24 protein-coding genes are annotated in these 23,550 nt (G+C 32.7%); 15 read left to right on the top strand and 9 right to left on the bottom strand.

Annotated features, from left to right (window positions below; genetic code table 11):
* Nucleotides 1-65: 65 nt before the first annotated feature.
* Together murB and P3U32_RS10355 are read right to left on the bottom strand one after the other, a co-directional pair.
* The gene (gene murB / locus P3U32_RS10360; protein ID WP_323703059.1) at nucleotides 66-986 is read right to left on the bottom strand and encodes a UDP-N-acetylmuramate dehydrogenase; all 921 of its coding nucleotides are present in this window, start codon (nucleotides 984-986) and stop codon (nucleotides 66-68) included.
* Nucleotides 987-1,055: 69 nt separating this feature from the next.
* A complete protein-coding gene (locus P3U32_RS10355; protein ID WP_323703058.1) occupies nucleotides 1,056-1,577 on the bottom strand; it encodes a GrpB family protein in 522 nt (173 codons plus the stop codon).
* 94 nt (nucleotides 1,578-1,671) lie between these two features.
* On the opposite strand from P3U32_RS10355, the gene P3U32_RS10350 reads away from it, so the two are divergent.
* Nucleotides 1,672-2,559: an EMYY motif lipoprotein gene (locus P3U32_RS10350; protein WP_323703057.1), complete on the top strand. Its 888-nt coding sequence runs from the start codon at nucleotides 1,672-1,674 to the stop codon at nucleotides 2,557-2,559.
* 85 nt (nucleotides 2,560-2,644) lie between these two features.
* Here the strand turns inward: P3U32_RS10350 and P3U32_RS10345 are convergent, their stop codons facing one another.
* Nucleotides 2,645-2,860, bottom strand: a complete 216-nt coding sequence (locus P3U32_RS10345; protein WP_323703056.1) for a hypothetical protein — start codon at nucleotides 2,858-2,860, stop codon at nucleotides 2,645-2,647.
* A 163-nt stretch (nucleotides 2,861-3,023) separates the two neighbouring features.
* On the opposite strand from P3U32_RS10345, the gene ytxJ reads away from it, so the two are divergent.
* Both ytxJ and P3U32_RS10335 read left to right on the top strand, forming a co-directional pair.
* The gene (ytxJ, locus tag P3U32_RS10340; RefSeq protein ID WP_323703055.1) at nucleotides 3,024-3,344 is read left to right on the top strand and encodes a bacillithiol system redox-active protein YtxJ; all 321 of its coding nucleotides are present in this window, start codon (nucleotides 3,024-3,026) and stop codon (nucleotides 3,342-3,344) included.
* Nucleotides 3,345-3,446: 102 nt separating this feature from the next.
* Entirely contained in the window at nucleotides 3,447-4,568 is a 1,122-nt protein-coding gene (locus P3U32_RS10335; RefSeq protein WP_323703054.1) for a glycerate kinase, read from the top strand.
* Nucleotides 4,569-4,676: 108 nt separating this feature from the next.
* Here P3U32_RS10335 and P3U32_RS10330 read toward each other — a convergent pair whose 3' ends face one another.
* From P3U32_RS10330 to gdpS, 5 genes are all read right to left on the bottom strand, one after another.
* Entirely contained in the window at nucleotides 4,677-6,503 is a 1,827-nt protein-coding gene (locus P3U32_RS10330) for an APC family permease (RefSeq protein WP_323704877.1), read from the bottom strand.
* A 722-nt stretch (nucleotides 6,504-7,225) separates the two neighbouring features.
* The gene (gene pepT, locus P3U32_RS10325) at nucleotides 7,226-8,452 is read right to left on the bottom strand and encodes a peptidase T (protein WP_323703053.1); all 1,227 of its coding nucleotides are present in this window, start codon (nucleotides 8,450-8,452) and stop codon (nucleotides 7,226-7,228) included.
* A gap of 34 nt (nucleotides 8,453-8,486) precedes the next feature.
* Nucleotides 8,487-8,951, bottom strand: coding sequence for a threonine/serine exporter family protein (locus P3U32_RS10320; RefSeq protein WP_323703052.1), 465 nt, complete (start codon nucleotides 8,949-8,951; stop codon nucleotides 8,487-8,489).
* A gap of 13 nt (nucleotides 8,952-8,964) precedes the next feature.
* Complete coding sequence (locus P3U32_RS10315) at nucleotides 8,965-9,732, bottom strand: threonine/serine exporter family protein (RefSeq protein ID WP_323703051.1); 768 nt, start codon at nucleotides 9,730-9,732, stop codon at nucleotides 8,965-8,967.
* 96 nt (nucleotides 9,733-9,828) lie between these two features.
* The gene (gdpS, locus tag P3U32_RS10310; protein WP_323703050.1) at nucleotides 9,829-10,899 is read right to left on the bottom strand and encodes a GGDEF domain-containing protein GdpS; all 1,071 of its coding nucleotides are present in this window, start codon (nucleotides 10,897-10,899) and stop codon (nucleotides 9,829-9,831) included.
* Between the two features lie 254 nt (nucleotides 10,900-11,153).
* Between gdpS and P3U32_RS10305 the strand changes: the two genes are divergently transcribed.
* From P3U32_RS10305 to P3U32_RS10295, 3 genes are all read left to right on the top strand, one after another.
* Complete coding sequence (locus P3U32_RS10305; protein WP_323703049.1) at nucleotides 11,154-12,212, top strand: glycosyltransferase family 4 protein; 1,059 nt, start codon at nucleotides 11,154-11,156, stop codon at nucleotides 12,210-12,212.
* A 163-nt stretch (nucleotides 12,213-12,375) separates the two neighbouring features.
* Entirely contained in the window at nucleotides 12,376-12,564 is a 189-nt protein-coding gene (locus tag P3U32_RS10300) for a type II toxin-antitoxin system HicA family toxin (protein ID WP_323703048.1), read from the top strand.
* 51 nt (nucleotides 12,565-12,615) lie between these two features.
* On the top strand, nucleotides 12,616-13,020 hold the full coding sequence (locus P3U32_RS10295) for a type II toxin-antitoxin system HicB family antitoxin (RefSeq protein WP_323703047.1): 405 nt from the start codon (nucleotides 12,616-12,618) through the stop codon (nucleotides 13,018-13,020).
* A 52-nt stretch (nucleotides 13,021-13,072) separates the two neighbouring features.
* Here the strand turns inward: P3U32_RS10295 and P3U32_RS10290 are convergent, their stop codons facing one another.
* On the bottom strand, nucleotides 13,073-13,714 hold the full coding sequence (locus tag P3U32_RS10290; protein ID WP_323703046.1) for a YigZ family protein: 642 nt from the start codon (nucleotides 13,712-13,714) through the stop codon (nucleotides 13,073-13,075).
* 80 nt (nucleotides 13,715-13,794) lie between these two features.
* Here P3U32_RS10290 and P3U32_RS10285 point away from each other — a divergent pair, with 80 nt between their 5' ends.
* The 9 genes from P3U32_RS10285 to P3U32_RS10245 all read left to right on the top strand — a co-directional run bounded on the left by P3U32_RS10285 (nucleotide 13,795) and on the right by P3U32_RS10245 (nucleotide 23,519).
* On the top strand, nucleotides 13,795-14,310 hold the full coding sequence (locus P3U32_RS10285) for a hypothetical protein (protein WP_323703045.1): 516 nt from the start codon (nucleotides 13,795-13,797) through the stop codon (nucleotides 14,308-14,310).
* A 73-nt stretch (nucleotides 14,311-14,383) separates the two neighbouring features.
* Nucleotides 14,384-15,250 carry a fatty acid kinase binding subunit FakB1 gene (fakB1, locus tag P3U32_RS10280; RefSeq protein WP_323703044.1) on the top strand — a complete coding sequence of 289 codons (867 nt, stop codon included), beginning with the start codon at nucleotides 14,384-14,386 and terminating at the stop codon, nucleotides 15,248-15,250.
* Nucleotides 15,251-15,308: 58 nt separating this feature from the next.
* The gene (locus P3U32_RS10275; RefSeq protein ID WP_323703043.1) at nucleotides 15,309-16,595 is read left to right on the top strand and encodes a DEAD/DEAH box helicase family protein; all 1,287 of its coding nucleotides are present in this window, start codon (nucleotides 15,309-15,311) and stop codon (nucleotides 16,593-16,595) included.
* On the top strand, nucleotides 16,592-17,257 hold the full coding sequence (locus P3U32_RS10270; protein WP_323703042.1) for a ComF family protein: 666 nt from the start codon (nucleotides 16,592-16,594) through the stop codon (nucleotides 17,255-17,257). The genes P3U32_RS10275 and P3U32_RS10270 overlap by 4 nt, the downstream gene beginning before the upstream one ends.
* Before the next feature lie 66 nt (nucleotides 17,258-17,323).
* The gene (hpf, locus tag P3U32_RS10265; RefSeq protein WP_323703041.1) at nucleotides 17,324-17,896 is read left to right on the top strand and encodes a ribosome hibernation-promoting factor, HPF/YfiA family; all 573 of its coding nucleotides are present in this window, start codon (nucleotides 17,324-17,326) and stop codon (nucleotides 17,894-17,896) included.
* 164 nt (nucleotides 17,897-18,060) lie between these two features.
* Entirely contained in the window at nucleotides 18,061-20,592 is a 2,532-nt protein-coding gene (secA, locus tag P3U32_RS10260; protein ID WP_323703040.1) for a preprotein translocase subunit SecA, read from the top strand.
* Nucleotides 20,593-20,604: 12 nt separating this feature from the next.
* Nucleotides 20,605-21,712, top strand: a protein-coding gene (prfB, locus tag P3U32_RS10255; protein WP_323703039.1) for a peptide chain release factor 2 whose coding sequence is annotated in 2 segments (ribosomal slippage) — nucleotides 20,605-20,676 and nucleotides 20,678-21,712 — 1,107 coding nt in all. Because the reading frame shifts where the segments join, the coding sequence is not laid out codon by codon here.
* A 243-nt stretch (nucleotides 21,713-21,955) separates the two neighbouring features.
* The gene (gene cccB / locus P3U32_RS10250) at nucleotides 21,956-22,276 is read left to right on the top strand and encodes a cytochrome c551 (RefSeq protein WP_323703038.1); all 321 of its coding nucleotides are present in this window, start codon (nucleotides 21,956-21,958) and stop codon (nucleotides 22,274-22,276) included.
* Between the two features lie 310 nt (nucleotides 22,277-22,586).
* Entirely contained in the window at nucleotides 22,587-23,519 is a 933-nt protein-coding gene (locus tag P3U32_RS10245; protein WP_323703037.1) for a LysM peptidoglycan-binding domain-containing protein, read from the top strand.
* Nucleotides 23,520-23,550: the final 31 nt, after the last annotated feature.

The following is a 23,550-nucleotide window of genomic DNA, read 5'->3' as shown; positions in this document are numbered from 1 at the left end:
ACCGTCTATTCATCAAGATAATCTTATGATGAGTAAACGGTGGTTTTTAATTTAAATTAAACTATTTAATCTTCTAACGGTTCACCAATGATACGAACTTCTCTTTTAAGTTCGACATCGAATTTTTCTTTTACAACTTTTTGTACGTGTTTAATAATATTCTCATAATCTGTAGCAGTACCATTATCTACATTCACGATAAATCCGGCATGTTTTTTAGATACTTCAACGCCACCGATTCTATGGCCTTGTAAATCTGAGTCTTGAATAAGTTTACCAGCAAAGTTGTTTGGTGGTCTTTGGAATACACTACCACATGATGGATATTCAAGTGGTTGTTTATCTTCACGGCGTTGAGTTAAATCATCCATTGTCGCTTTGATCGTATGAATATCGCCATCTTTTAGTTTAAATGTCGCTTCTAACACAACTAAATGTTTGCGTTGAACGATACTAGTACGATAATCGAGTTCTAAATCTTCACCTTTGATTGTGTGTAAATGACCAGTATCATCGACTGCCTTAATATAATCGATACAGTCTTTAACTTCGCCACCGTATGCGCCAGCATTCATATATACTGCGCCACCAATAGAGCCTGGGATACCACATGCAAATTCTAATCCAGTTAAATGATGGTCACGTGCTCTTCTTGAAACATCGATGATTGCAGCACCACTGCCACAAGTGATGGATTGATTCTTAACTGTAATTTGATTGAATTGCAATAAACTAATTACAATGCCTCTAATACCACCATCGCGAATGATAATATTAGAACCATTACCTAGAAATGTTAATGGTATTTGATTTGTATATGCAAAATCTATGATCATTTGTACTTCTTTATAAGAAGTAGGTGATAAGTAAAAATCTGCGTTCCCGCCGGTTTTAGTGAATGTGTATTTCTTTAATGGCTCGTTTACTTTAATGAGTGACTTTGGGAGGAACTGTTTTAAACCCTCCAAAATAGTTTGATTATCCAACGTACGACGTCCTTTCTGTTTAAGCACTTAACTATATTATATCAAGATTTATATTCTTTAGCGAATGCGTTATTTTTTATGATTTTTTAAAAGTTGTAGAAACCACTGTTGCTTTTGATTTTCGTATTCATTGACACTTTGAACAGTTTGTAAAATGTCAGTTTTAAACGTATCAAATGATTGAATTACTGCTATATCATTTGTCAAAAGTGTGTCTACAGTTAAATAATCATATAACATTTGATTATTTTCTTCAACAATATGCAAACGCGCAATTTGTTTTAAAGTAACCATATCTTGAAATTGAGCCATCATGACTTTTTTCTTATAATCATGGTGAAGACGATAAATACGATGATAGTTGAGACGTTTTTCATCTAAGCTCGTAATGTCATGCAGTGATTGAACGGTAACGAGAACATCTACAATCGGTTCAGTAGCATAACGTGTTTGTTTCGTGCCACCTATGTGATGTACATCTTTCACGGGTGTATCTAATAAATCTACTAATAATTGTTGAATCCTATCGAAATTTGGTTTAAAATCATCAGATGATTGTAATTGTATAAAAGGTTGTGGCTGTTTTAACATAATAATTCCTTTCCTTTGTACATATATGAATATAATATAACATTTTCATTATCCATGAAATTATGTATAATACAAGTGAAACAGAGGTGCAATAATGAAAATTAAATTACTCTATTTAGTACTGTTCGTACTTGTCTTTGTTATTGCAGCTTGTGGTAATGAATTACATTCAGATCTTCAGAAGTATAAACGAGATATGAAGCCAATTTATAAAAAAGAAAATTCAATTCTTAAAGATATAGATAAGTTAAAGTTAAATCAATTAGATCAATTGATTGGAACTGAAGTTACGGCTGAAAAGCATAAAGCGTTAAATGACCTTCAATCTAAGCTTGAAAAGCAAATAATACCTGAAGTGAATGATCTGAAAAAACAAGCTGACAATATGGATATAAGTACAAATGAAGTTAAAGATGCGCATCAAATTTATATGAATAACATCCAGAAGAAAGAACAAACAATCAAGGAACTTAATGAATATATTTCCTTGTTTAAGCAATCTATTAACTCAAATGAGAAGATATTAAAATATACAAACACATTTGAAAAAAATAAATCAGACGCAGAAAAAAATGCAAAACTTGCTAAGAATAGTAATGAAGATAAGGCGGATTATGATGCATTAACTGCTGTTATTGATAAAAATAGTGATGAGTTAAATAATAAAGCAAAGTATTTAAACGACACACAAAATGTGCAAGATAAAGCAGATTACATTCAAAATGAAATCATTCCATTATTTAAAAAGAATGTGAAATCGCTGAACCAAACGAATATCTCATCAAATAGAGTAAATCAAATGAGACAGTCTCAAATAGAAATGTATTATACATTGATTAATTATTACAAAGAAAGAAAAAAAGGCATTATCATAGAAGATAAGCTACAAAATATTCAATTACCCAATGGTGTAAACGGACAATTCACATATTTAGGTAAAGATGATAAATATAATCGTGCTATTGAGAGACTAGAAAAATAAAAACGGGAGCGGGACAGTCATCTACTACCAAGATACTAAAAAGGGCTGAGACATTACTTTATGTCTCAGCCTCATAATGTGTGAATCATTGCTTGTCTTCTTTTTTTGTCTTTGATAAGTAAATGTTCTTACCAATAAGCGAGATAATCCAAATTGAAAATGCCACAATTAAAATATACGATAATGCAGGTTGTTTTTTAAAATCGAATAAAAACAGAATAGAAATAATAAATAAACATGCATTAATCGTATCAATTGCACCCCACCTTTTGATGAGAATGGGTGTTGGTTTTTTAGACAAAGTTAGCACCTCCTTTGTATATCAATAGTATAACAAAATAGCGTTGTGGTTAATATTGCAGAATAAGGGTAAAGTTAAATATAAAAATAGAATTTGCCATATAAAGGGATAGATGATATAGTGTTCAATTGTATTGGTTAAATTATGATAGAGGTGAATTAAAATGGTCGTGAAATTAACTTCCATCGATCAATTTGAAAAAGTACTCAATGATAATCCATACGTATTTGTTATGAAACACAGCAGTACTTGCCCTATTTCAGCAAGTGCATATGATCAATTTAACAAATTCTTATATGAAAGAGACATGGACGGGTATTATTTAATTGTTCAAGAAGAAAGAGAATTGTCTGATTATATAGCCGACAAAACCGGCGTCAAACATGAATCACCACAGGCGTTTTACTTCATAAATGGGAATGCTGAATGGAATGCGAGTCACGAACATATCACTGTGGCAAGTTTATCGAAAGCAGAAGAGTAATACGTGAAATAGGCAAACAGTCAATTGAGACTGTTTGTTTTTTTGTTAATTTGTTAAAAAAACAGTATAATGAATTATGATAAAAAGCATGAGGTGAAAATTATGAGAGTATTAGTTGCAATGGATGAATTTGATAGTATTTTATCTAGTTACCATGCAAATCGATTTGTCGAAGAAGCAATCAAGTCTCAATTTAATGAAGCGGATATTGTTCAAGTTCCTTTATTTAACGGACAACGTGAAGTCATCGACTCAGTATTGCTTTGGCAGTCAGGCACTAAATATTCAGTCGACCACCATGATGCATATATGAAACCGAAGACTTCTGCATATGCAGTTACTGAAAATAATATCACTGTCGTAGAGGCAGGAAATATATTAAGTTCTGATGAATCTGAAATAAATCCATTGAATACATCGTCATATGGATTAGGTGAAGTTCTTTTAGAAGTATTAAAAGAGAATAATCAAGAAATACTTATTTCAGTTGGTAATGTAGCAAGTTATGATGGTGGACTAGGCATGTTACAAGCGTTAGGTGCGAAATTCTTTGATGCAGAAGGTGCATTAGTAGATGTGAGCCAAGGTGCAAAATGGATTAAATACGTGAGAATGATCGATTTAGATGATTTAGACAAAAGACTTCTAGATAAAAATATTAAAGTCATTACAGATTTTGAATCTAAATATTATGGTAAAAATAGTCGTGTAATGAAAGAGAAAGAACTTAATCAAATCAATCAAGAAGATGCTGTTTCTGTTGATAATGCATTATGGTATATTAGTGAATTATTTAAGAGTCAACATAAGTTACTATTAAATAAGGAAGATAGAGGCGGTGCGGGTAGTGGCATCGCGGCATTATTTAATGGATTATGGAAAGCACAATTGTTAACAGGTGGAGACGTTGTTAACGAATTGACTTATTTAGATAAATTGATTGAGCAAGCAGATTTAGTTGTATTTGGTGAAGGATTAAAACCTAATCAACAATTACTAGAAACAACTTCAGTCAGAATTGCGGAATTAAGTCAAAAACATCAAAAAATTAACATCGCTGTATGTGCGACAGATGAGAAATTCGATCAATATATTGATCATGACGTGACAGCAATGTTTAAAGTGTTTAACAAAGGTCAAGATACTATGAGTGATTTAGAAATGGGTATTGCCTTAAGACATTTAACAACGCAAGCATTGAGATTATTAAAAACATCATTATAAAAGAATTGGCCCGGACTTCATTGAAGTTCGGGCCAATTTTAATTTATCTTTTTAATTTATCTTTTTAATTTATCTTTTTAATTTATCTTTTTAATTTATCTTTTTAATTTATCTTTTTAATTTATAAGGGATAGTTGAAAGTACGATGTTTTTTCGATAGAACAAATGAACTTTTAACATAAAGCTTGTCTGATTATGAAGGAGATTGTGCCATCTTTTATTTGTAATAAATTGAGGTATGATGACGGTTAATAAATAATCCTTATAAGCAGGTTTATGATTAATTTTATCAATAAATCGCGTAATTGTTTTAATCACATTTCTGTATTCTGAATGTATTACAACTAAACGAATTTCAGGATATAACGTCTTCCATTTCTTTTGCAATTGTTGCACATTAGTATCACCAACCGCCACATGGACAACAATAATATCATCGGCAGTTATTTTTGCATATGATATCGATTTGTCGACAGCTTTAGTAATACTACTTATAGGAATAATCGCTAAGTTTTTACTTTTAACGACAGGTTCGTTTTCTATATTGTCGACATTTAGTTGTTTAGCGATGGTAATGTAATGTTTGCGAATCGCTATAAATATAAACACGACGATAGGTAAGAATACTAAGATTGGCCATACATGACCTAATTTAGTAATTAATAATATTGAAAACACAGTGAAGCTTAATACTGTACCTAGTGTATTAATAAATAATTTTTTACGCCAATGCGTAGGTCTTTCTCGAATCCATTTTAACATCATACCAAGTTGGGCTAATGTAAATGGGATAAATACACCAACAGCATATAACGGAACTAAGTTTTCAGTTTTACCATTAAACCCTATAATTAATAATATTGCGAATACAGCAAGTATAATAATAGAATTTGAATATCCGAGTCTATCACCACGTACTGTAAACATATGAGGCATGTATTTATCTTTCGCCATATTAGCAGCTAATAACGGAAAAGCAGTGAATCCAGTGTTTGCAGCTAGGACGAGTATTAAAACTGTGACACCTTGTATGAAATAAAAGGCAATGTTATCACCAAATATTTGTTTAGCCAGTTGAGATAAGACAGTTGTTTCTGTTTGTGGCATGATGCCATAATAATACGTTAACGTAACCATACCAATGAGCATGAATGTTAAAATACTTCCCATCATTACTAATGTCTTAACAGCATTTTTAGGTGCTGGATCTTTAAAGTTATTAACAGCATTTGATATTGCTTCTATCCCAGTTAAAGATGATGCACCAGAAGAAAACGCTTTGAGCAATAGGAAAATCGTGACACCTGGTACAGAAGTGCCAATAGCAGATGTCTGTTGAGGCTCAACTTGACCAGTAGCAACTTTCCATATACCCACGAGAATGAGTGCGATTAATCCGAATATAAATAAATACACAGGATATGACAACACTGTTGCTGATTCAGTTAATCCACGTAAGTTCAGAATTAATATAACGATGACTAAAGAACAAGCAATCAAGATACGCTGATCATATAAATTTGGAAATGCCGCAATAAATGCATCAGTCCCAGAAGAAATACTTACAGCAACAGTTAATATATAATCTACCAGTAAAGAACCACCGGCCAATAAAGACCATTTTTCTCCTAGATTAAATTTTGAAACTGTATAAGCGCCGCCACCTTGAGGGTAAGCGTAAATCACTTGTCTATAAGATAATACTAACGTAATGAGCAGTATCAATATAAACAACGTTAAAGGCAAAGTATACCAAGCAGCAACAGCACCTAGTACCGATAAAACAATTAGAATTTGTTCAGGACCATATGCAACAGAAGACAATGCATCTGACGAAAGAATAGCTAGAGCTTTTTTGTTACTAATCTTTTCATTTTGAAGCTCTTTATTTTTCTTTGGCTTACCAATTAATAATCTCTTAGCTTGTGAAAATATCATTTACAACCACCCATTTATTTTTTTGTTAAAGATATAATACTTTTTAAAATCAGAGGATAACAAAATCATATATATACTTATACGCTTAAACAAAATGAAAGTATATAGCTAAAAACGGAATTATGAGTAAATTTACATCTTTTTTAGAGATTTAATTTTGGTGGAATAATTGTGAAAATAGTATGTTCGGAAAATGAAAGGGAGATAGAGATCGAGGAAATGTGATGGATCTATTGTGGAGTTAACACATGACAAGGGCCAACTCTTGGATTAACTAAGGAGTTAACTCACGACATGGGTGAAGTCTTGGATTAACTGAGGAGTTAACTCACTAGAAGGGAGAAGTCTTGGATTAACTGAGGAGTTAACTCACTAGAAGGGAGAAGTCGTCGCTTAATGAGAGAGTTAATCTACAAGATGAGTGAAGTCGTCGCTTAACGAGAAAGTTAATCTACAAGATGAGTGAAGTCGTCGCTTAATGAGAGAGTTAATCTACAAGATGAGTGAAGTCGTCGCTTAACGAGAAAGTTAATCTACAAGATGAGTGAAGTCGTCGCTTAATGAGAAAGTTAATCTACGAGATAGGCGAAGTCGTCGCTTAACGGAGAAGTTAATCTACGACTCAGACAAAATAATCACTTAATGCCAAAATTAATCTACTCAAATAAAAAGAGAGGCTGGGACATAATAAAATGTCTCAGCCTCATCTAGTCTATAACTTATGATTGTTGTTCAAATTCTGATACGATGCCTACTATTGTTTGTACTGCTTTTTCCATAACGTCTATTGAAACGTATTCAAACGGACCGTGGAAGTTTGCACCACCTGTAAATAGGTTTGGAGTAGGTAAGCCCATATATGATAATTGAGAACCATCTGTACCACCTCTAATTGGTTCAGTGATAGGTTTGATTCCTAATGATTGAATAACTTTCTCTGGTATTGCTGTAAGTTCAGGATGTGGTTTAATTTTTTCCCCCATATTAAAGTATTGATCATTAATCGTAACTTTAATTAAGTCGTCTTCATACTGACTATTTAATAATTTTGCAAGATCGAGTAGATGATTTTTTCTACGTTCAAATTGCTCTCTATCGTGATCACGAATGATATATTGCAATTTTGCTTTTTCTACAGATCCTGACATGTCAGTTAAGTGGTAGAAACCTTCATAACCTTCAGTGTGTTCAGGGACTTCATCAGAAGGTAATTGATCATTAAATGCCATTGCTAATGTGTTTGCATTAACCATAACGTCTTTAGCTGATCCTGGGTGAACGTTGACACCATTAATTTCAATAACTGCTGAAGCGGCATTGAAACTTTCGTATTGTAATTCTCCTTCTAGACTTCCGTCTAATGTATAAGCAAAATCAGCATTAAATCGTTCAACATCAAAGTGATGTGGACCTCTACCAATTTCTTCATCTGGAGTGAAACTAAATCTAATATCACCATGTTTAATTTCAGGATGTTCTTGTAAATAAATGATTGCTTCCATTATTTCAACAATGCCGGCTTTATCGTCTGCGCCTAATAATGATGTACCATCAGTTGTCATTAAAGTATGACCAATGACATTTTTTAGTTGTGGAAATGTTTTAGTACTAAGCACTTTCTCAGTATCGCCAAGTTTAATATCTTTTCCATCATATGACTCTACAATATTAGGTTTCACATTTGTAGCATTGTAATCAGTTGCAGTATCAACATGTGCTAATAAGCCTATTGTTGGAACTTGCTTGTCTGTGTTAGAAGGTAATGTTGCCATTAAATATCCTTTATCATCGACAGACACTTCAAGGTTTAATGCTTGGATTTCTTCTTGAAGTAAGTTGATTAAATCCCATTGTTTTTCAGTAGATGGGGTAGTTAAGCTTGTTGGATCAGCTTGTGTATCTATTTTTACATATCTTTCTAATCGTTCAATGAGACGTTGTTTCAAAATTGCTCGCTCCCTTTACATCAATTTAGGTATATTATACGCCTTTTTGTTTCCTAGACGCAAAGGAACGCTTTGTACGAACGTAAATTTGGAATATAATTTCTGAACATAATATACCAAATGCGATCGCACCTGAAATTAATGTAGCTTGTAACGTTGTGTTGATTGCTAAGTCATAATTACTGATTACTAAATTTTTAGTTGCATCATAAGCTAAGCCACCAGGTACAAGTGGAATGATACCTGCAACGATAAAAATAATCATAGGTCGTTTATAATAACGGCTCATAATATGGCTCATCAATGCAAGAGCGATACTGCCATAAAATGAAGCTTGTACTTTATCTATTCCAAAATCTAATGACACGGTATAAATCATCCATCCCATAGCACCAACAATACCGCATGCGATTAATAGTCGTTTAGGTGCATTGAAAATGACAGAGAAAAATAATGTTGCTGTAAAACTTAATAAAATTTGATAAATATAATCTAACATTTTAAGCACCTCCCTAACTTAATAACAATACAATCGCTACGCCAGCACCAATAGCAAAAGCGGTTAACGCCGCTTCAACCCCTTTAGAAATCCCGGCTAGTAGTTGACCAGCCATTAAATCTCTAATGGCATTCGTAATTAATACACCTGGAACAAGTGGCATAACGGATGCGATTGTAATTAAACTTAAATTAACGCCTATAAAGAAATTGACACTTAAGGTTGCGATGGTTGCAATAATTAATGAACTAATAAATTCGGTAAAGAATTTAATACGAATTGTATTATGGACAAGTGCCATCGTTAAATATCCAGTTCCACCAGCAATAAACGATGGGATAACTTCAGTTTCTTTACCACCGAACATTGGTAGAAAACAAGCTGAAGCAATCGCAGCTGCAAGTACCTTTAACCAAAAGGGAAACTGCAATGATGCATGGTGTAAATGAATTAATTCGGATTTTGCTTCATCAATGGATAATTCATTATTAGCGATTTTTCTCGAAATTTGATTTGTTAATGAAATTTTTTCTAAATCTGTTGTACGTTCATCTATTCTAATCAATCTTGTATTTGTACGATCGTTGAGTGAGAATATTATAGCAGTTGAGGTTACAAAGCTATGCGTATGTTCTAAGCCATAACTAGTCGCAATCCTTGCCATTGTATCTTCCACTCTATATGTTTCGGCACCACTCTCTAGTAAGATTCGCCCAGCGGTCATAACAACATCGATGATTTTGTTTTCATCTATAATCGTGAAGTCTTGTAACTCTTCCATAATAACCTCCCATTTAAATAAAATTTATGTATATTGTGATGTTAAAAAACATTCAACAAAAAACATAGAATTGCTTTTGGCAATTCTATGTTCAGTTTATAACTTAATAATTGGATTGAACATTACTTTGTTCTGTCCTTGTAATTTAGCCTCATGTAACATATCGTCAGCATCTTTAAACACGCGACGTTTTGATTTATTATCTTGTTCACTTAAGTAACCTACACCAATAGAAACTGATAATTTAATCGTTTCTTTATTTGGCAAATGGAATGTAGATTGTTGAACGCTATCACGGATACTTTCAGCTAATTTAATTGCACTATCCAACGATTCATCAACTAATATAATTGAGAATTCCTCACCGCCGTTACGGAATGCTTTAACATCTTTAGGTAAGTAATTAATCAACAACTGTGACATTTGTTTAAGGACAGCATCACCAGCTTTATGTGAGTATGCGTCGTTCACATCTTTAAATCCATCAATATCTATTAACAGTAATGCCATAGACAATTCTTTTTCTGTGATTTCTTCAGTCGTTTTATTTAAATAACGATCGAATTCTTTAACATTGCCTAAACCAGTTAAATAATCAACAGACTCTTCTTTCTGATAGCGAGAAATTAAGTTCTTCATTATCCAAATATCTCTATAAACACTTGCGCTTATAATACTTAGGATAAAGGAAATAGGTACAAGAAACAACCATTCATTTAACCATGTATCTGGATTGGTAAATATCAGTGTTATGGCGATAATAATGATACTGATTAAATATAATAACTGAATACTAACGAAATCGCTTTGTTTAAGAAATGGACCGATGACACCAACAACAATTGCAATAATGATTAAGTGAATATTGTCGAGAAACGGTGTTCCGTATGCGAATATATCTACAAGTATGACTATAGCTACACTTAATAAAGTATAAAATAAATTTGTAAATCTCCCCAAGAAGAGTATAGGTATAAAACTAAGTGTAATAATATAGTCGTTATACTGTATTGGGTTAGAAATTAATAACAATGCAACGCCTGTCATTAATAAAGTGATATAATTTTGTGAAAAAGTCACAGTTCTTGTTTCGTTATATTGTATTCGATGGTATAGGTAAAATGCTGCAATAGTTACTGAAATATTAAAGATAATTGCTTGTATCATTTAACACCATCCTTCTTTTTGTAAGCCATATGATATTGTAATCTATTAGATAGCGTTTGTCACGGTATTAAAGGATATTTTGTTAAAAAAGTTTCTTTTTTCACGCGCTTGAATTGCGCACAATATACATAATTGAATTATTCGTATAGAAATATATGGTATACTATTGTTTTTATAGCATGTTATTGATAATTTTGATATTCTGAAAGTAATATAAAATACTTATACTTCAATTTTAAGATGAAGGTGAATCCATGTTTACGTTGCAATTAATTTTATTATCCATGATTGTAAGTTTAATACTTACTCCGCTAGTAATTGTACTTTCGAAAAAAATTGGTGCTGTTGATATGCCAAATGTCAGAAAAGTACATACTAAGCCGATATCAGTATTAGGCGGATCAGTTATTTTATTATCTTTTCTCATCGGTTTATGGTGGGGAAAACCTGTAGAGCATGAAACGATACCTATTATATTAGGTGCGATTGTTATTTATTTAATAGGCTTGGTCGATGACTTATATGATATGAAACCATTAATTAAGTTGGCTGGGCAAATAGCTGTATCAATCATTGTTGTCATGAATGGTGTCACGCTTGATTTTATTACATTGCCATTTGGTATTGTGATTGAATTTGGCATTTTTAGTATACCGATGACAATTATTTGGGTAGTTGCGGTTATGAATGCAATTAATCTCATTGATGGACTAGACGGTCTTGCGTCAGGTATATCTTGTATCGCATTAGTTACGATAGGTTTTATTGCGATTTTACAACAAAATATATTTATAATGATGATTTGTAGTGTACTGATAGGTTCTTTATTAGGATTCTTAGTGTTTAATTCACACCCAGCAAAAATATTCCTAGGTGACAGTGGCGCATTATTACTAGGGTATATTATAGGGGTATTATCATTGCTAGGGTTTAAGAATATTACATTGATTTCTTTATTCTTCCCAATGGTTATATTAGCTGTACCATTTATTGATATGTTATTTGCAATCATTAGAAGGTTACATAACCGACAATCAATTGTACAAGCAGATAAATCCCATTTACATCATAGGTTGTTGGATTTAGGGTATACACATAGACAGACGGTCATACTTATTTATATGATTGCAATTTTATTTAGTATTTCAAGTGTTATCTTATACTTATCACCACCATATGGTGTGTTGATGATGTTCTTAATGATACTCATTACAATAGAATTGATAGTAGAATTTACAGGGTTAATAAATGAAAATTATAGACCTATCTTAAATTTATTAACGAGAACGAGATATAAAAAAGAAAAACGATAAATTAATTAGATGTCTAATCTCTATAAATAGACTAATTATTCTGGATGTAGTATCAAGGATAATTAGTCTATTTTTTCATATGGTTTTTGCTTAAAAATTTTAATCGCCTCATTATAACGTATGTTTAAACATATGTTATAATGAGGCGAGGAGATAAATCAAGTTGAGCTCATCTAGAGAAGTTATAAAAAAACTTGAAAATGATGGTTGGTATCTAGTGAAAATAATTGGTAGTCATCATCACTTCAAGCATCCTGAACGAATTGGGAAAATAACTGACCCACATCAAAAAAAAGATTTACCATATGGAACTGAACGCGCTATTTTAAAACAAGCAGGATTATTCCATTAGTATTTTTGTTCATATTTTAAAAATTGATCAATTAGAAAGGAGGTTATTGTTATGAAGTATAATTTCTATGCAGTATTAGAAAAAGAAAAAGAAAAAGAATTTTATAATGTCAATTTTCCAGATCTTCCAGGAGCAATTACTTTTGGAGAAAGTATAGAAGAAGGAATTGAAATGGCAAGCGATGCATTAGGTGGTCATTTATTGGTAATGGAAGATGATAACGATATTATTCCTAAACCTTCGAGCTTTACAAATTTAGTTGGTGGATTAAGTACAAATCAACAATTACAATTAATCAGTGTTGATACTTCTATTGTGCGTGCTAAAGAGGAAAATAAAACTGTCAACAAGATGGTGACTCTACCAAAATATCTCGTTGAGCTTGGTAAAAAAGAAAAAATTAACTTTAGTCAAATATTACAAAGTGCTCTAAAGAAAGAATTGGATATAAAATAACATTTAATAATAATCCCCTTTCTAATTTAGAAAGGGGATTTATATTATCTATTTATTCTTCATTATAAGGAAATGGAAGGGCGATGATGTCTTGTCTATTTAATTCGTATTTTCCTTGATTGACTTCATTTAAGAAGGAGATAAATTGATCTTCTTCAGCTGCAACGACGTTGATTGTATATTTAACTTTATCTGTATAATCTGTGTTTACGAGTGCATAATCTGTTTGTTCTAATTCGTGTTCAAAACGACCTGTTTGATCGTAATCTAATGTCACTTCGAATGGAATTGCATCCATCAATATAATTCTTCCTGATTCTTTAACGACTTGGCTAACGGCACTACCGTATGCTCTTATTAAACCACCAGCACCTAATTTAATCCCACCAAAATAACGTGTGACAACGACAACAACATTATGAAGTTGTTGTTTTTTTAATACTTCTAACATAGGTACGCCGGCAGTTCCTGAAGGTTCTCCATCATCGTTTGCTTTTTGAGTCAACATAGTTGGACCAATGACATAACTCGAACAGTTATGTGTTGCGTCATGATGTTCCTTTTTCTTATGTTGAATGAATGCTTTCGCTTCTTCTTCAGTTTCTGCTGGATGAATGCTTGCAATAAATCGAGATTTATTAATAACCAATTCAGTTTCATGTGCTGATTTTATTGTAATAAGTCCTTCTGACATGTTATAACTTCTCCCTTTACATGATAATCTGTTAGGATAAGTATATACTATTGAATTTAGTCGGGAAAGGATTGTATGTAGTGAAGAAAAAATTATTGTTTTTATGTTTATCCCTAGCTATTTTATTAGCCGCATGTAGTTCTAAAGAAGAACCTAAACAAACATCAGACGATGCAAATAATGAGCAGGGTGTGTTATTGGATGATAAAGGGAACCCGAAAGAAACAATTAAAGTGGATTCAAATACTGAAAAAGAAGTCAAAGATGTCATTGAATTGAATCGTAAGTCATTAAATGATGGAGACGTAGATGCATATATTTCTACTATTGATAGTCAGTCAAAACAATTAGATATTAAAGAAGAGAAAAAAGTTTTAACGGATACTTTAAAAAGTTATAAATTCGATAAAAAGATTGATAATATAAAATTCCTTGAAAAGAAAAAAGACAAAGTAGTTGTCTTTTATAATGTAAAAACGACAGCTTATCCTAAGAATAATGATAAAAAAGAAGAAAAGAAATTTAATGAAGTAGTTACACTTGTAAAGAAAGATGGAAATTATAAATTTTCTAGAATGGCACAAGCTGCAATTTAATTTATAAACTTCTTTTCAAATAAGTAAGAATTAGATATGATTGATATTGAAGAGATTCAAGGAGGATATCAATATGAAGATTGCTGTTCTAACAGATTCAACAGCATACTTAGATCAATCTTATTTAGAAAAATATCAAATTAAAACAATTGCTTTAAATGTTATTTTTAATGATGAAGCGTATAAAGAATTATCTGATTTAAATACAGATGATTTCTATAAAAGAATGAGAAATGAGTCACAGTTGCCTACGACTTCTCAACCTGCTATGGGTGAATATGTGAAGTTGCTAGAAGAGTTGAAAGAAGAAGGCTATACAGATGTCATAGCTGTGCATCTATCTAGTGGTATAAGTGGGACATATCAAAGTGCAGTTACTGCTAATGCCATGGTTGATGGTATTAAAGTACATCCTTTTGATTCAGAAATATCATGTGCCGTTCAAGGGTTCTATGCTTTGAAAGCGAGTCAGCTTGTAGAACAAGGTATGACAGTTGTCGACAACATATTAGAACAATTAGAAGCAATGAAAGAAACAACGAATGCTTATTTTATTGTTGATGATTTAAACAACTTGAAAAAAGGTGGGCGACTTAGCAGTGCCCAAGCACTTGTAGGAACAATGTTACAAGTGAAACCGTTGTTGCATTTTGTTGATACGAAAATTGTACCTTACGATAAAGTAAGAACCAAAAAAAGAGCGATGAAACATATCGAAGAACAAGTGAAACTTGAAGTTGAAGGTAATTCAGATTTATCTATTGTAGTCATTCATGGTAATGATGAAGCGGCAGGTCAAGCTTGGAAAGCACAAATTGAGCAACTATTTCCTGAAGCAAATGTGATATTGAGCTACTTTGGTCCTGTAATTGGTACGCATTTAGGCGAAGGCTCACTTGGACTTGGATTTACGACGACACCATTAGAACTAACAATATAATAAAATAACTACAGCACAAAAAGCTTATGCTTTTTGTGCTTTTTTATTGGAGGTATTTATGAAGTTATATGGTCGAATATGTCATGATCTGAATGAAGTCACTACAGAAAGTGTAAGAACACGAGTCCGTGGTGTGACAAACAATCAAGGTAAATATAAATGTAATCAATGTACAAACACCGATCCAAAGTTATTCTTTCAATATTATTGTCATCATTGTAATGAACAGGTTATATATTGTAGATACTGTATCCAATTAGGAAAAGTACAAAGTTGCAAAGATATCTTTATGATTGAAAGTAAACGGGACGAATCAGCTGCCAAATATCATTTGAACTTTGAATTAAGTGAACAACAGCAAATCGCTTCAAATAAAATTAAAGATTGTATACTCAACAATCAACCTTTATTAGTGCATGCGGTAACTGGTGCGGGTAAAACAGAAATGATCTTTGAAGGAATATCTGCAGCTAGACAACAAGGGTATAATGTTGCGGTCGTTTCTCCAAGAGTAGATGTCGTGAAAGAAGTGTATTTAAGATTACGTGATGCATTTCAAGAAGAGCAGATAGATTTAATGTATGAAGGGCATGCCGGTCAATATGATAGTACATTTGTCGTTTCAACTGTACATCAATTAATGCGATACGATTGTCACTTTAATGTCATCATCGTGGATGAAGTCGATGCATTTCCGTTAGAAATGGATAACCAATTAATGCAGATTATAAAGAAGTCATCAACAATGAAATCGAGTCATATCTATTTAACAGCCACACCGCCACCGCAATTACTGTCCACATTTAATGAATCTGAAATTATTAAACTTCCCGCAAGATACCACGGTTCTCCGTTACCCGTACCTGAATTTATCTTTAATGATGTGAAAGAAAACAGAATAAATAAGAAGCTATTAAATTTTTTGAAAGAACAAATTAAAAATAGTAGAAAGACGTTTGTATTTTTTCATGATATTACTTACATGCATCATGTTTTTAAAATATATCAACAGTATTTCTCAAATATTGAATGTGTATCGAGTAAAGACAAACAACGTCACGAAAAAGTAAATCGATTAAGAGCAGGGGAAATCGATATTATGTTTACGACGACGATTCTTGAAAGAGGCGTTACATTAGAATTTTTAGATGTGGTCATTATACGATCTGATGAATTCGAATGTAGTGCAATTGTTCAAATAGCTGGTCGTGTCGGTCGTAAATGGTCATGTACGACAGGAAAAGTGATGTGTTATCACGTTGGAATAACTAAAAAAATGACGCGTGCACGTAATGAAATTGTTAAAATGAATCGTCTCGCTCAAGAAAAGGGGTGGTTAAATTGAAATATTGTCTTGTATGTCAAAATCCAATAAGAGAAGTGATCACGTTAGTTAATTTTTATGCTAAATCTTCTATTATATGTGAAACGTGTAAAGCGGAATTTGAATTTAATCAAGATGTGCGAAGATGCCAAAGATGCTTGAAAGTATTAGGTAAGAATGAAGAAGCGTGTTTAGATTGTCAGTGGCTGTCGCAACGGTACACATTAATTAACCAACTCTATACGCTTTACGATTATCAAGGGATAGTAAAGGAAGTTATTCATCAATATAAACTCATGGGGGATGTTGCCCTTGGACAAATATTTCAATTACCACCAAAGTTAATCAAACAATACGACTATATTATTCCGGCGCCAATTCATCCAAGTAAGAAAACAATACGTACCTTTGACCATGTGTCGTACGTGTTAGAATGTAATAACATTAAATTTACTGAAATATTTACAACAGCAGAACGAAGAAAACAATCTGAACTTACTAAAATGGAACGAGCAAAGCAGTTAAATCCATTTCAAATTTCGAAAGAGATAGACTTAGAAAATAAACGTATTTTATTAGTGGATGATATATATACAACGGGATTAACAATACATCAATTAGCGGAACTTTTATATGTTAGAAAAATCAGAATATTAGATAGCTTAACATTTGCAAGAGGGTAAAAAAATGGTAAAATATAAGTAGGAAGAAACACAAGAGAAATAGAGCGTTAAAGGAGTCGGTGCTTTATGATCAGATTTGAAATTCATGGTGAAAACATCACAGTGACTGATCCGATAAGAAATTATATTGAGGACAAAGTAGGTAAATTAGAAAGATATTTTACTAATGTCCCAGAGGCGATAGCTCATGTTAAAATCAAAACTTATCAGGATTCACGCAGTAAGGTTGAAGTAACTATTCCACTTAAAGATGTTACTTTAAGAGCTGAAGAACGACATGAAGATTTATATGCTGGAATCGACTTGATAACAAGCAAACTAGAAAGACAAGTCCGCAAGTACAAAACGAAAGTAAATAGAAAGTATCGCGATAAAGGGCGAGATAAAGATGTTTTTGCAAATAGCATAGAATCTACACCACCTGAAGAAGTTGAAGATAATGAAAGCGATAGTGAAATTGAAATTATTCGTTCTAAACAATTTGCGTTAAAACCAATGGATTCTGAAGAAGCAGTATTACAAATGAATTTATTGGGTCACGACTTTTACATTTTTACAGATGCAGATACAGACGAAACAAGTATTGTTTACAAACGTAAAGATGGTAAATATGGATTAATCGAAACTTCAATACAATAAATAAATGAACTTAAACTGGTGCAGAATTTCTGTGCCAGTTTCTTTTGTATTAATAGCTTTTCGCGTACAGAGGTGGTAATCTTAAATAGTATAAAAAGACAATTAAACGTGTTATGATATATTGTTGTAAGATTACTAGTTTCCTAGTTGAAGGAGAGAACAAAATGGGTTTTTTATCAAAAATAGCTGATGGCAACAAACGTGTTGTTAAATCACTTGGAAAGTTAGCAGATCAAGTCATTAAATTAGAAGATGAAATGGCTAAATTAACAGACGATGAGTTAAGAGGCAAAACTGAACAATTTAAAAAAGAATTAGCAGAAATAGAAGATTATCAAAAGCAAGAAAAATATTTAGACAAAATATTACCAGAAGCTTATGCAGTTGTAAGAGAAGCGTCAACAAGGGTATTTAATATGACACCATTTAGAGTTCAAATCATGGGTGGTATCGCTATCCATCGTGGTGACATTTCAGAAATGAAAACTGGTGAAGGTAAAACGTTAACAGCAACTATGCCTGTATATTTAAATGCTTTATCAGGTAGAGGCGTACATGTTGTAACTGTCAATGAATATCTTTCTAGCTCACAAAGTGAAGAAATGGCACAACTGTATAATTTCTTAGGATTATCAGTAGGTCTAAATCTGAATGCGTTAGATACGGATCAGAAACGTGAAGCGTACTCATCTGACATTACGTATAGTACAAATAATGAACTAGGGTTCGATTATTTAAGAGACAATATGGTCACATATAAGAAAGACCGTGTTATGAGACCGTTAAACTTTGCGATTATTGATGAAGTCGATTCAATCTTAATTGATGAAGCGAGAACACCTTTAATTATTTCAGGTGAAGCTGAGAAATCTACGACATTATATACGCAAGCGAATGTTTTTGTAAAAATGTTAAAAGGCGAAGATGATTTCAGTTTCGATGAGAAGACAAAAGCGATAACTTTAACAGAACAAGGTATTGATAAAGCAGAACGTATGTTTAAAATTGAAAACCTGTTCGATGTTAAGCATGTTAATTTAATGCACCATATTAATATTGCATTAAAAGCCAATCGTACAATGTTTAAAGATAAAGATTACGTTGTAGAAGATGGAGAAATTATGATTGTTGACCAATTTACAGGTCGTACAATGCCAGGTAGACGTTTCTCAGATGGATTACATCAAGCAATCGAGGCTAAAGAAGGTTTAGAAATTCAAAATGAATCTAAAACGATGGCTTCTATAACATTCCAAAACTTCTTTAGAATGTACAACAAACTTTCAGGTATGACTGGTACAGCTAAGACGGAAGAAGAAGAATTTAGAAATATTTACAATATGACTGTGACACAAATTCCTACAAATAGACCTATTCAAAGGTTAGATGAAGCGGATTTAATCTTCTCATCTCAAAAAGGTAAATTTGATGCCGTTGTTAATGACGTTATTGAATTCCATAAAAAAGGACAACCTGTCTTATTAGGTACTGTAGCCGTTGAAACAAGTGAATATATTTCACAACTATTAAAGAAAAAAGGCGTTAGACATAACGTATTGAACGCTAAGAACCACGAACGAGAAGCTGAAATTATTTTAAATGCTGGTCAAAAAGGCGCTGTTACAATAGCGACAAATATGGCTGGTCGTGGTACCGATATTAAACTTGGCGATGGTGTTATTGATTTAGGCGGATTAGCCGTAATTGGTACTGAACGACATGAATCAAGACGTATCGATGACCAATTAAGAGGACGTTCTGGACGTCAAGGAGATGTCGGTCGAAGTCGCTTCTATTTATCATTACAAGATGAATTAATGGTGCGATTCGGTTCTGAACGTATGCAATCATTAATGGGTAAATTAGGTATGAATGATGATACGCCAATCGAATCTAAAATGGTTTCAAGAGCAGTAGAATCAGCTCAAAAACGTGTTGAAGGTAATAACTTTGATGCACGTAAACGTTTATTAGAATACGATGATGTATTAAGAAAACAACGTGAAATCATTTATGGTGAGCGTAATGATATTATCGAAAAAGAAGACGTCCAAGATATCGTTAAAGATATGATTAAATCGTCATTAGAACGTGGTATCAATTATCATTTATCAACAAATGAAGAAGAAGTGGATTATGATGCACTTGTTCAATTTATCGATGATTCATATTTACACCAAGATACAATTAAAGTTGATGACATTCGTGGTAGAGATCACGAAGATATAGTGGAAATTGTTCTTGAGAAAATTAGAGCACAATATAAAGCGCAACAAGAAGACTTTGGAGATCAAATGTCTGAGTTCGAGCGTATGATTGTATTAAGAACGATTGACCGTAAATGGACAGATCATATCGATACAATGGATCAATTACGTACAGGTATCCATTTGAGATCTTATGGACAAATCAATCCATTGCGTGAATACCAAAACGAAGGTCTCGATTTGTTTGAAACAATGCTTAATGAAATCGAGGATGAAGTGAGTAAGTATATTCTGAAATCAACAATCGACCGTGGTGAACAAGTCGAACGTGAACAAGTTGAAATCGGAGAAGCTAAACACGTAGGCGCTAATGATGGTAAAGAAAAAGTGAAACCAAAACCAATCGTCAATGATGAACAAATTGGACGAAATGAACCATGTCCATGCGGCAGCGGGAAAAAATATAAAAACTGTCATGGCCAAGCATAAAGGAGTATACAAATGGAATTAACGGAAATTAGACAAACATTAAATAAGCATAATGAAAAGTTATTAAATATCAGGGGGTCTCTTTGACTTAGAAAATAAAGAGACTAACATACAAGAATTTGAAGAGATGATGGCGGACCCAAGTTTTTGGGATGATCAAAATAAAGCGCAAGATATTATTAGTCAAAACAATGCCTTAAAATCAGTAGTAGGTGATTTTCATCAATTAGATCAACAAACTGAAGATTTAATGACAACTGTAGAATTGCTACAAGAAGAATATGATGAAGATATGCATGAAATGTTAGAAGATGACTTAGCGACTTTACAGTCAGATATCGACCAATTTGAGTTAAAATTATTGCTTAATGGTGAACACGATGCAAACAATGCAATATTAGAGTTACACCCAGGTGCTGGGGGTACAGAATCTCAAGACTGGGGTTCAATGTTACTTAGAATGTATCAACGCTTTGGAGAACAGAAAGGATTTAAAGTAGAAACTTTAGATTATCAAGCTGGAGATGAAGCGGGAATTAAAAGTGTAACGATATTGATTAAAGGTCATAATGCATATGGTTATTTGAAAGCTGAGAAAGGCGTACACCGTTTAGTGCGAATCTCGCCTTTTGATTCTTCAGGCCGCAGACACACATCATTCGTTTCTTGTGATGTAACACCAGAATTTGATAATGAAAAAATCGAAATAGAAGTTAATTCAGAAGATATTACAGTGGATACTTACAGAGCATCAGGTGCAGGTGGACAACATGTCAATACTACAGATTCAGCTGTACGTATTACCCATCAACCAACAGGAATTGTCGTTACTTGTCAAAACGAAAGATCTCAAATAAAAAATAGAGAACAAGCAATGAAAATGTTGAAAGCAAAACTTTATCAAAAAGAGTTAGATGAACAAGCGGCAGCACTTCAAGCAATTAGAGGTGAACAAAAAGAAATCGGATGGGGAAGCCAAATTCGATCTTATGTATTCCACCCTTATGCCATGGTTAAAGATCATAGAACAAATGAAGAAACAGGAAATACAAATGCGGTTATGGATGGAGATATCGAGCCATTTATAGATGCATACTTAAGAAGTCAAATAGAGCAATAATCATAGAAGAAAGCCTGGACAATTTAAGTCTTAGGTTTTCTTCTTTTTATATGAGGTCTTAATGCGGAGTTGTTATTAGCAAGATTGAGTGAATGTGCAAATAAGAGTGTCTTTATTAGCAAGATTGAGTGAACATGCAAATAAGAAGTGCATTTTAAGTATTCAGTCCTCCAAAAATACATTTTAAAGCATAATATATCATGGTAAAATATAATTGTAATTATATTTTATGGGGTGGTTATAGTGAAAGGTAAAAAAAGTTTGATTATTGCGGTTGCTTTATCTAGTTTGGTATTTGCGGGATGTGGGAATTCATCAGACGACAACAAATCTGAAGCTTATAGCTCTAAAGGTGAAGAAGTATTTAAAAATAATTCTTGTGTAGGTTGTCATGGTAAGGATCTAGAAGGTGCTTCTGGTCCGGCACTAAAAAATATTGGTTCTAAATTATCTGAAGCTGAGATTGAAAAAGTAATCAATGAAGGTAAAGGCAGCATGCCAAGCAAAGTTGTTGACGAAAAGGATGCTAAAGAAGTGGCAAAATGGTTAGCTGAACAAAAATAAATATATAAATGATGGTTTTAGGATTGTAAATCATAATTTGAAAAACTTCTATTTCCTATTTTATAAACAGAGTATGTGATTAATCATCGTATGCTCTGTTTGTTTCTGTTTTCTCTTAAAAGACTGTTGTGGCGGGTTTATTAACAAATTTAACTGTAAAATTATAGGACTTTAACGTTTCTATTACAGAATTGTAACAATGTAAAAATTTAATTTCTAATGTGGTATATTATTCTCGTAATAATTGAGGAAAATTCAATTTGTTGTTTATAATAATAAAATTTTATGAATCTCAGGAGGATTTATCATCATGAAAAAAACTTTCATTGCACTTGCATCAGTTACTGCTTTGACAACATTAGTAGAGCCGTCAGCATTTGCTAATAGCCATAAAGTTGAAAACGGAGAAAATTTAGCTACACTTTCTGAAAAGTATGGAACGTCAGTTTCAGACTTAAAAGCGTTAAATAACATTACTAGCGATGTAACAGTTGGACAAAATATAAAAGTATTAAAAGATAATGTCTATGTTGTTCAAGAAGGTGACACACTTAATAAGATTTCAGAGAAATTTGATGTGTCAGTTTCCGATTTGAAAGAATGGAATGATTTATCTTCTGATGTCATCGTTGTTGGAACTTCATTAAAGGTTTCAGGTGAAGAAGTTGAAGTAGAAGAAAACGCACAAGTAGAAGAAGCAGGCGCGACTGCAGAGCCTACAAGTGTAACAGTTCTAGCGCCTTCGACTGCATCATCTTCAGCTACAACTCATACACATTCTGAAGAACAACATGCATACAGCACGCAATCATATGTAAACGAAGTTGCATATCATCAACCTGAAGTAAGAACATCTTGGAATAACCAAGGGCATGAAGCAACATATACAACAACACCTGTTTCAAGTAACCATTCACATGTTGGTGGGGGAGATAATTTATATACATCTGGTCAATGTACTTATTATGCATTCAGTAAGAGACCGGACTTAGGAAATACTTGGGGTAATGCGAATAATTGGGCAAATGCAGCATCACAAGCAGGATATAAAGTGAACAATAATCCAGCTGCTGGATCAATTTTACAATCTACTGCTGGTGGATACGGACATGTTGCATACGTTGATAAAGTGAATTCAGACGGTTCAATTCAAGTATCTGAAATGAATTATCAAGGTGTAGGTGTTGTATCTTCAAGAACAATATCAGCATCAGCAGCAAAGTCTTATAATTATATACATTAGAAAGTATCAATTTGAAAGCAAGTAGCTAATT

This window comes from Mammaliicoccus sp. Dog046 (assembly GCF_034039665.1).
Taxonomy (GTDB): domain Bacteria; phylum Bacillota; class Bacilli; order Staphylococcales; family Staphylococcaceae; genus Mammaliicoccus.
The sequence above is the reverse complement of the archived record's forward strand: the minus strand, read 5'-3'. Positions and strand labels throughout refer to the sequence as shown.

What these genes read in the sequence shown, in the direction of transcription:
- P3U32_RS10355 (WP_323703058.1), bottom strand. Translation starts at nt 1,577, where the DNA reads ATGTTAAAACAGCCACAACCTTTTATACAATTACAATCATCTGATGAT.
- P3U32_RS10350 (WP_323703057.1), top strand. Translation starts at nt 1,672, where the DNA reads ATGAAAATTAAATTACTCTATTTAGTACTGTTCGTACTTGTCTTTGTT.
- ytxJ (WP_323703055.1), top strand. Translation starts at nt 3,024, where the DNA reads ATGGTCGTGAAATTAACTTCCATCGATCAATTTGAAAAAGTACTCAAT.
- P3U32_RS10335 (WP_323703054.1), top strand. Translation starts at nt 3,447, where the DNA reads ATGAGAGTATTAGTTGCAATGGATGAATTTGATAGTATTTTATCTAGT.
- P3U32_RS10320 (WP_323703052.1), bottom strand. Translation starts at nt 8,951, where the DNA reads ATGTTAGATTATATTTATCAAATTTTATTAAGTTTTACAGCAACATTA.
- P3U32_RS10315 (WP_323703051.1), bottom strand. Translation starts at nt 9,732, where the DNA reads ATGGAAGAGTTACAAGACTTCACGATTATAGATGAAAACAAAATCATC.
- gdpS (WP_323703050.1), bottom strand. Translation starts at nt 10,899, where the DNA reads ATGATACAAGCAATTATCTTTAATATTTCAGTAACTATTGCAGCATTT.
- P3U32_RS10305 (WP_323703049.1), top strand. Translation starts at nt 11,154, where the DNA reads ATGTTTACGTTGCAATTAATTTTATTATCCATGATTGTAAGTTTAATA.
- P3U32_RS10295 (WP_323703047.1), top strand. Translation starts at nt 12,616, where the DNA reads ATGAAGTATAATTTCTATGCAGTATTAGAAAAAGAAAAAGAAAAAGAA.
- P3U32_RS10290 (WP_323703046.1), bottom strand. Translation starts at nt 13,714, where the DNA reads ATGTCAGAAGGACTTATTACAATAAAATCAGCACATGAAACTGAATTG.
- fakB1 (WP_323703044.1), top strand. Translation starts at nt 14,384, where the DNA reads ATGAAGATTGCTGTTCTAACAGATTCAACAGCATACTTAGATCAATCT.
- P3U32_RS10275 (WP_323703043.1), top strand. Translation starts at nt 15,309, where the DNA reads ATGAAGTTATATGGTCGAATATGTCATGATCTGAATGAAGTCACTACA.
- hpf (WP_323703041.1), top strand. Translation starts at nt 17,324, where the DNA reads ATGATCAGATTTGAAATTCATGGTGAAAACATCACAGTGACTGATCCG.
- secA (WP_323703040.1), top strand. Translation starts at nt 18,061, where the DNA reads ATGGGTTTTTTATCAAAAATAGCTGATGGCAACAAACGTGTTGTTAAA.
- P3U32_RS10245 (WP_323703037.1), top strand. Translation starts at nt 22,587, where the DNA reads ATGAAAAAAACTTTCATTGCACTTGCATCAGTTACTGCTTTGACAACA.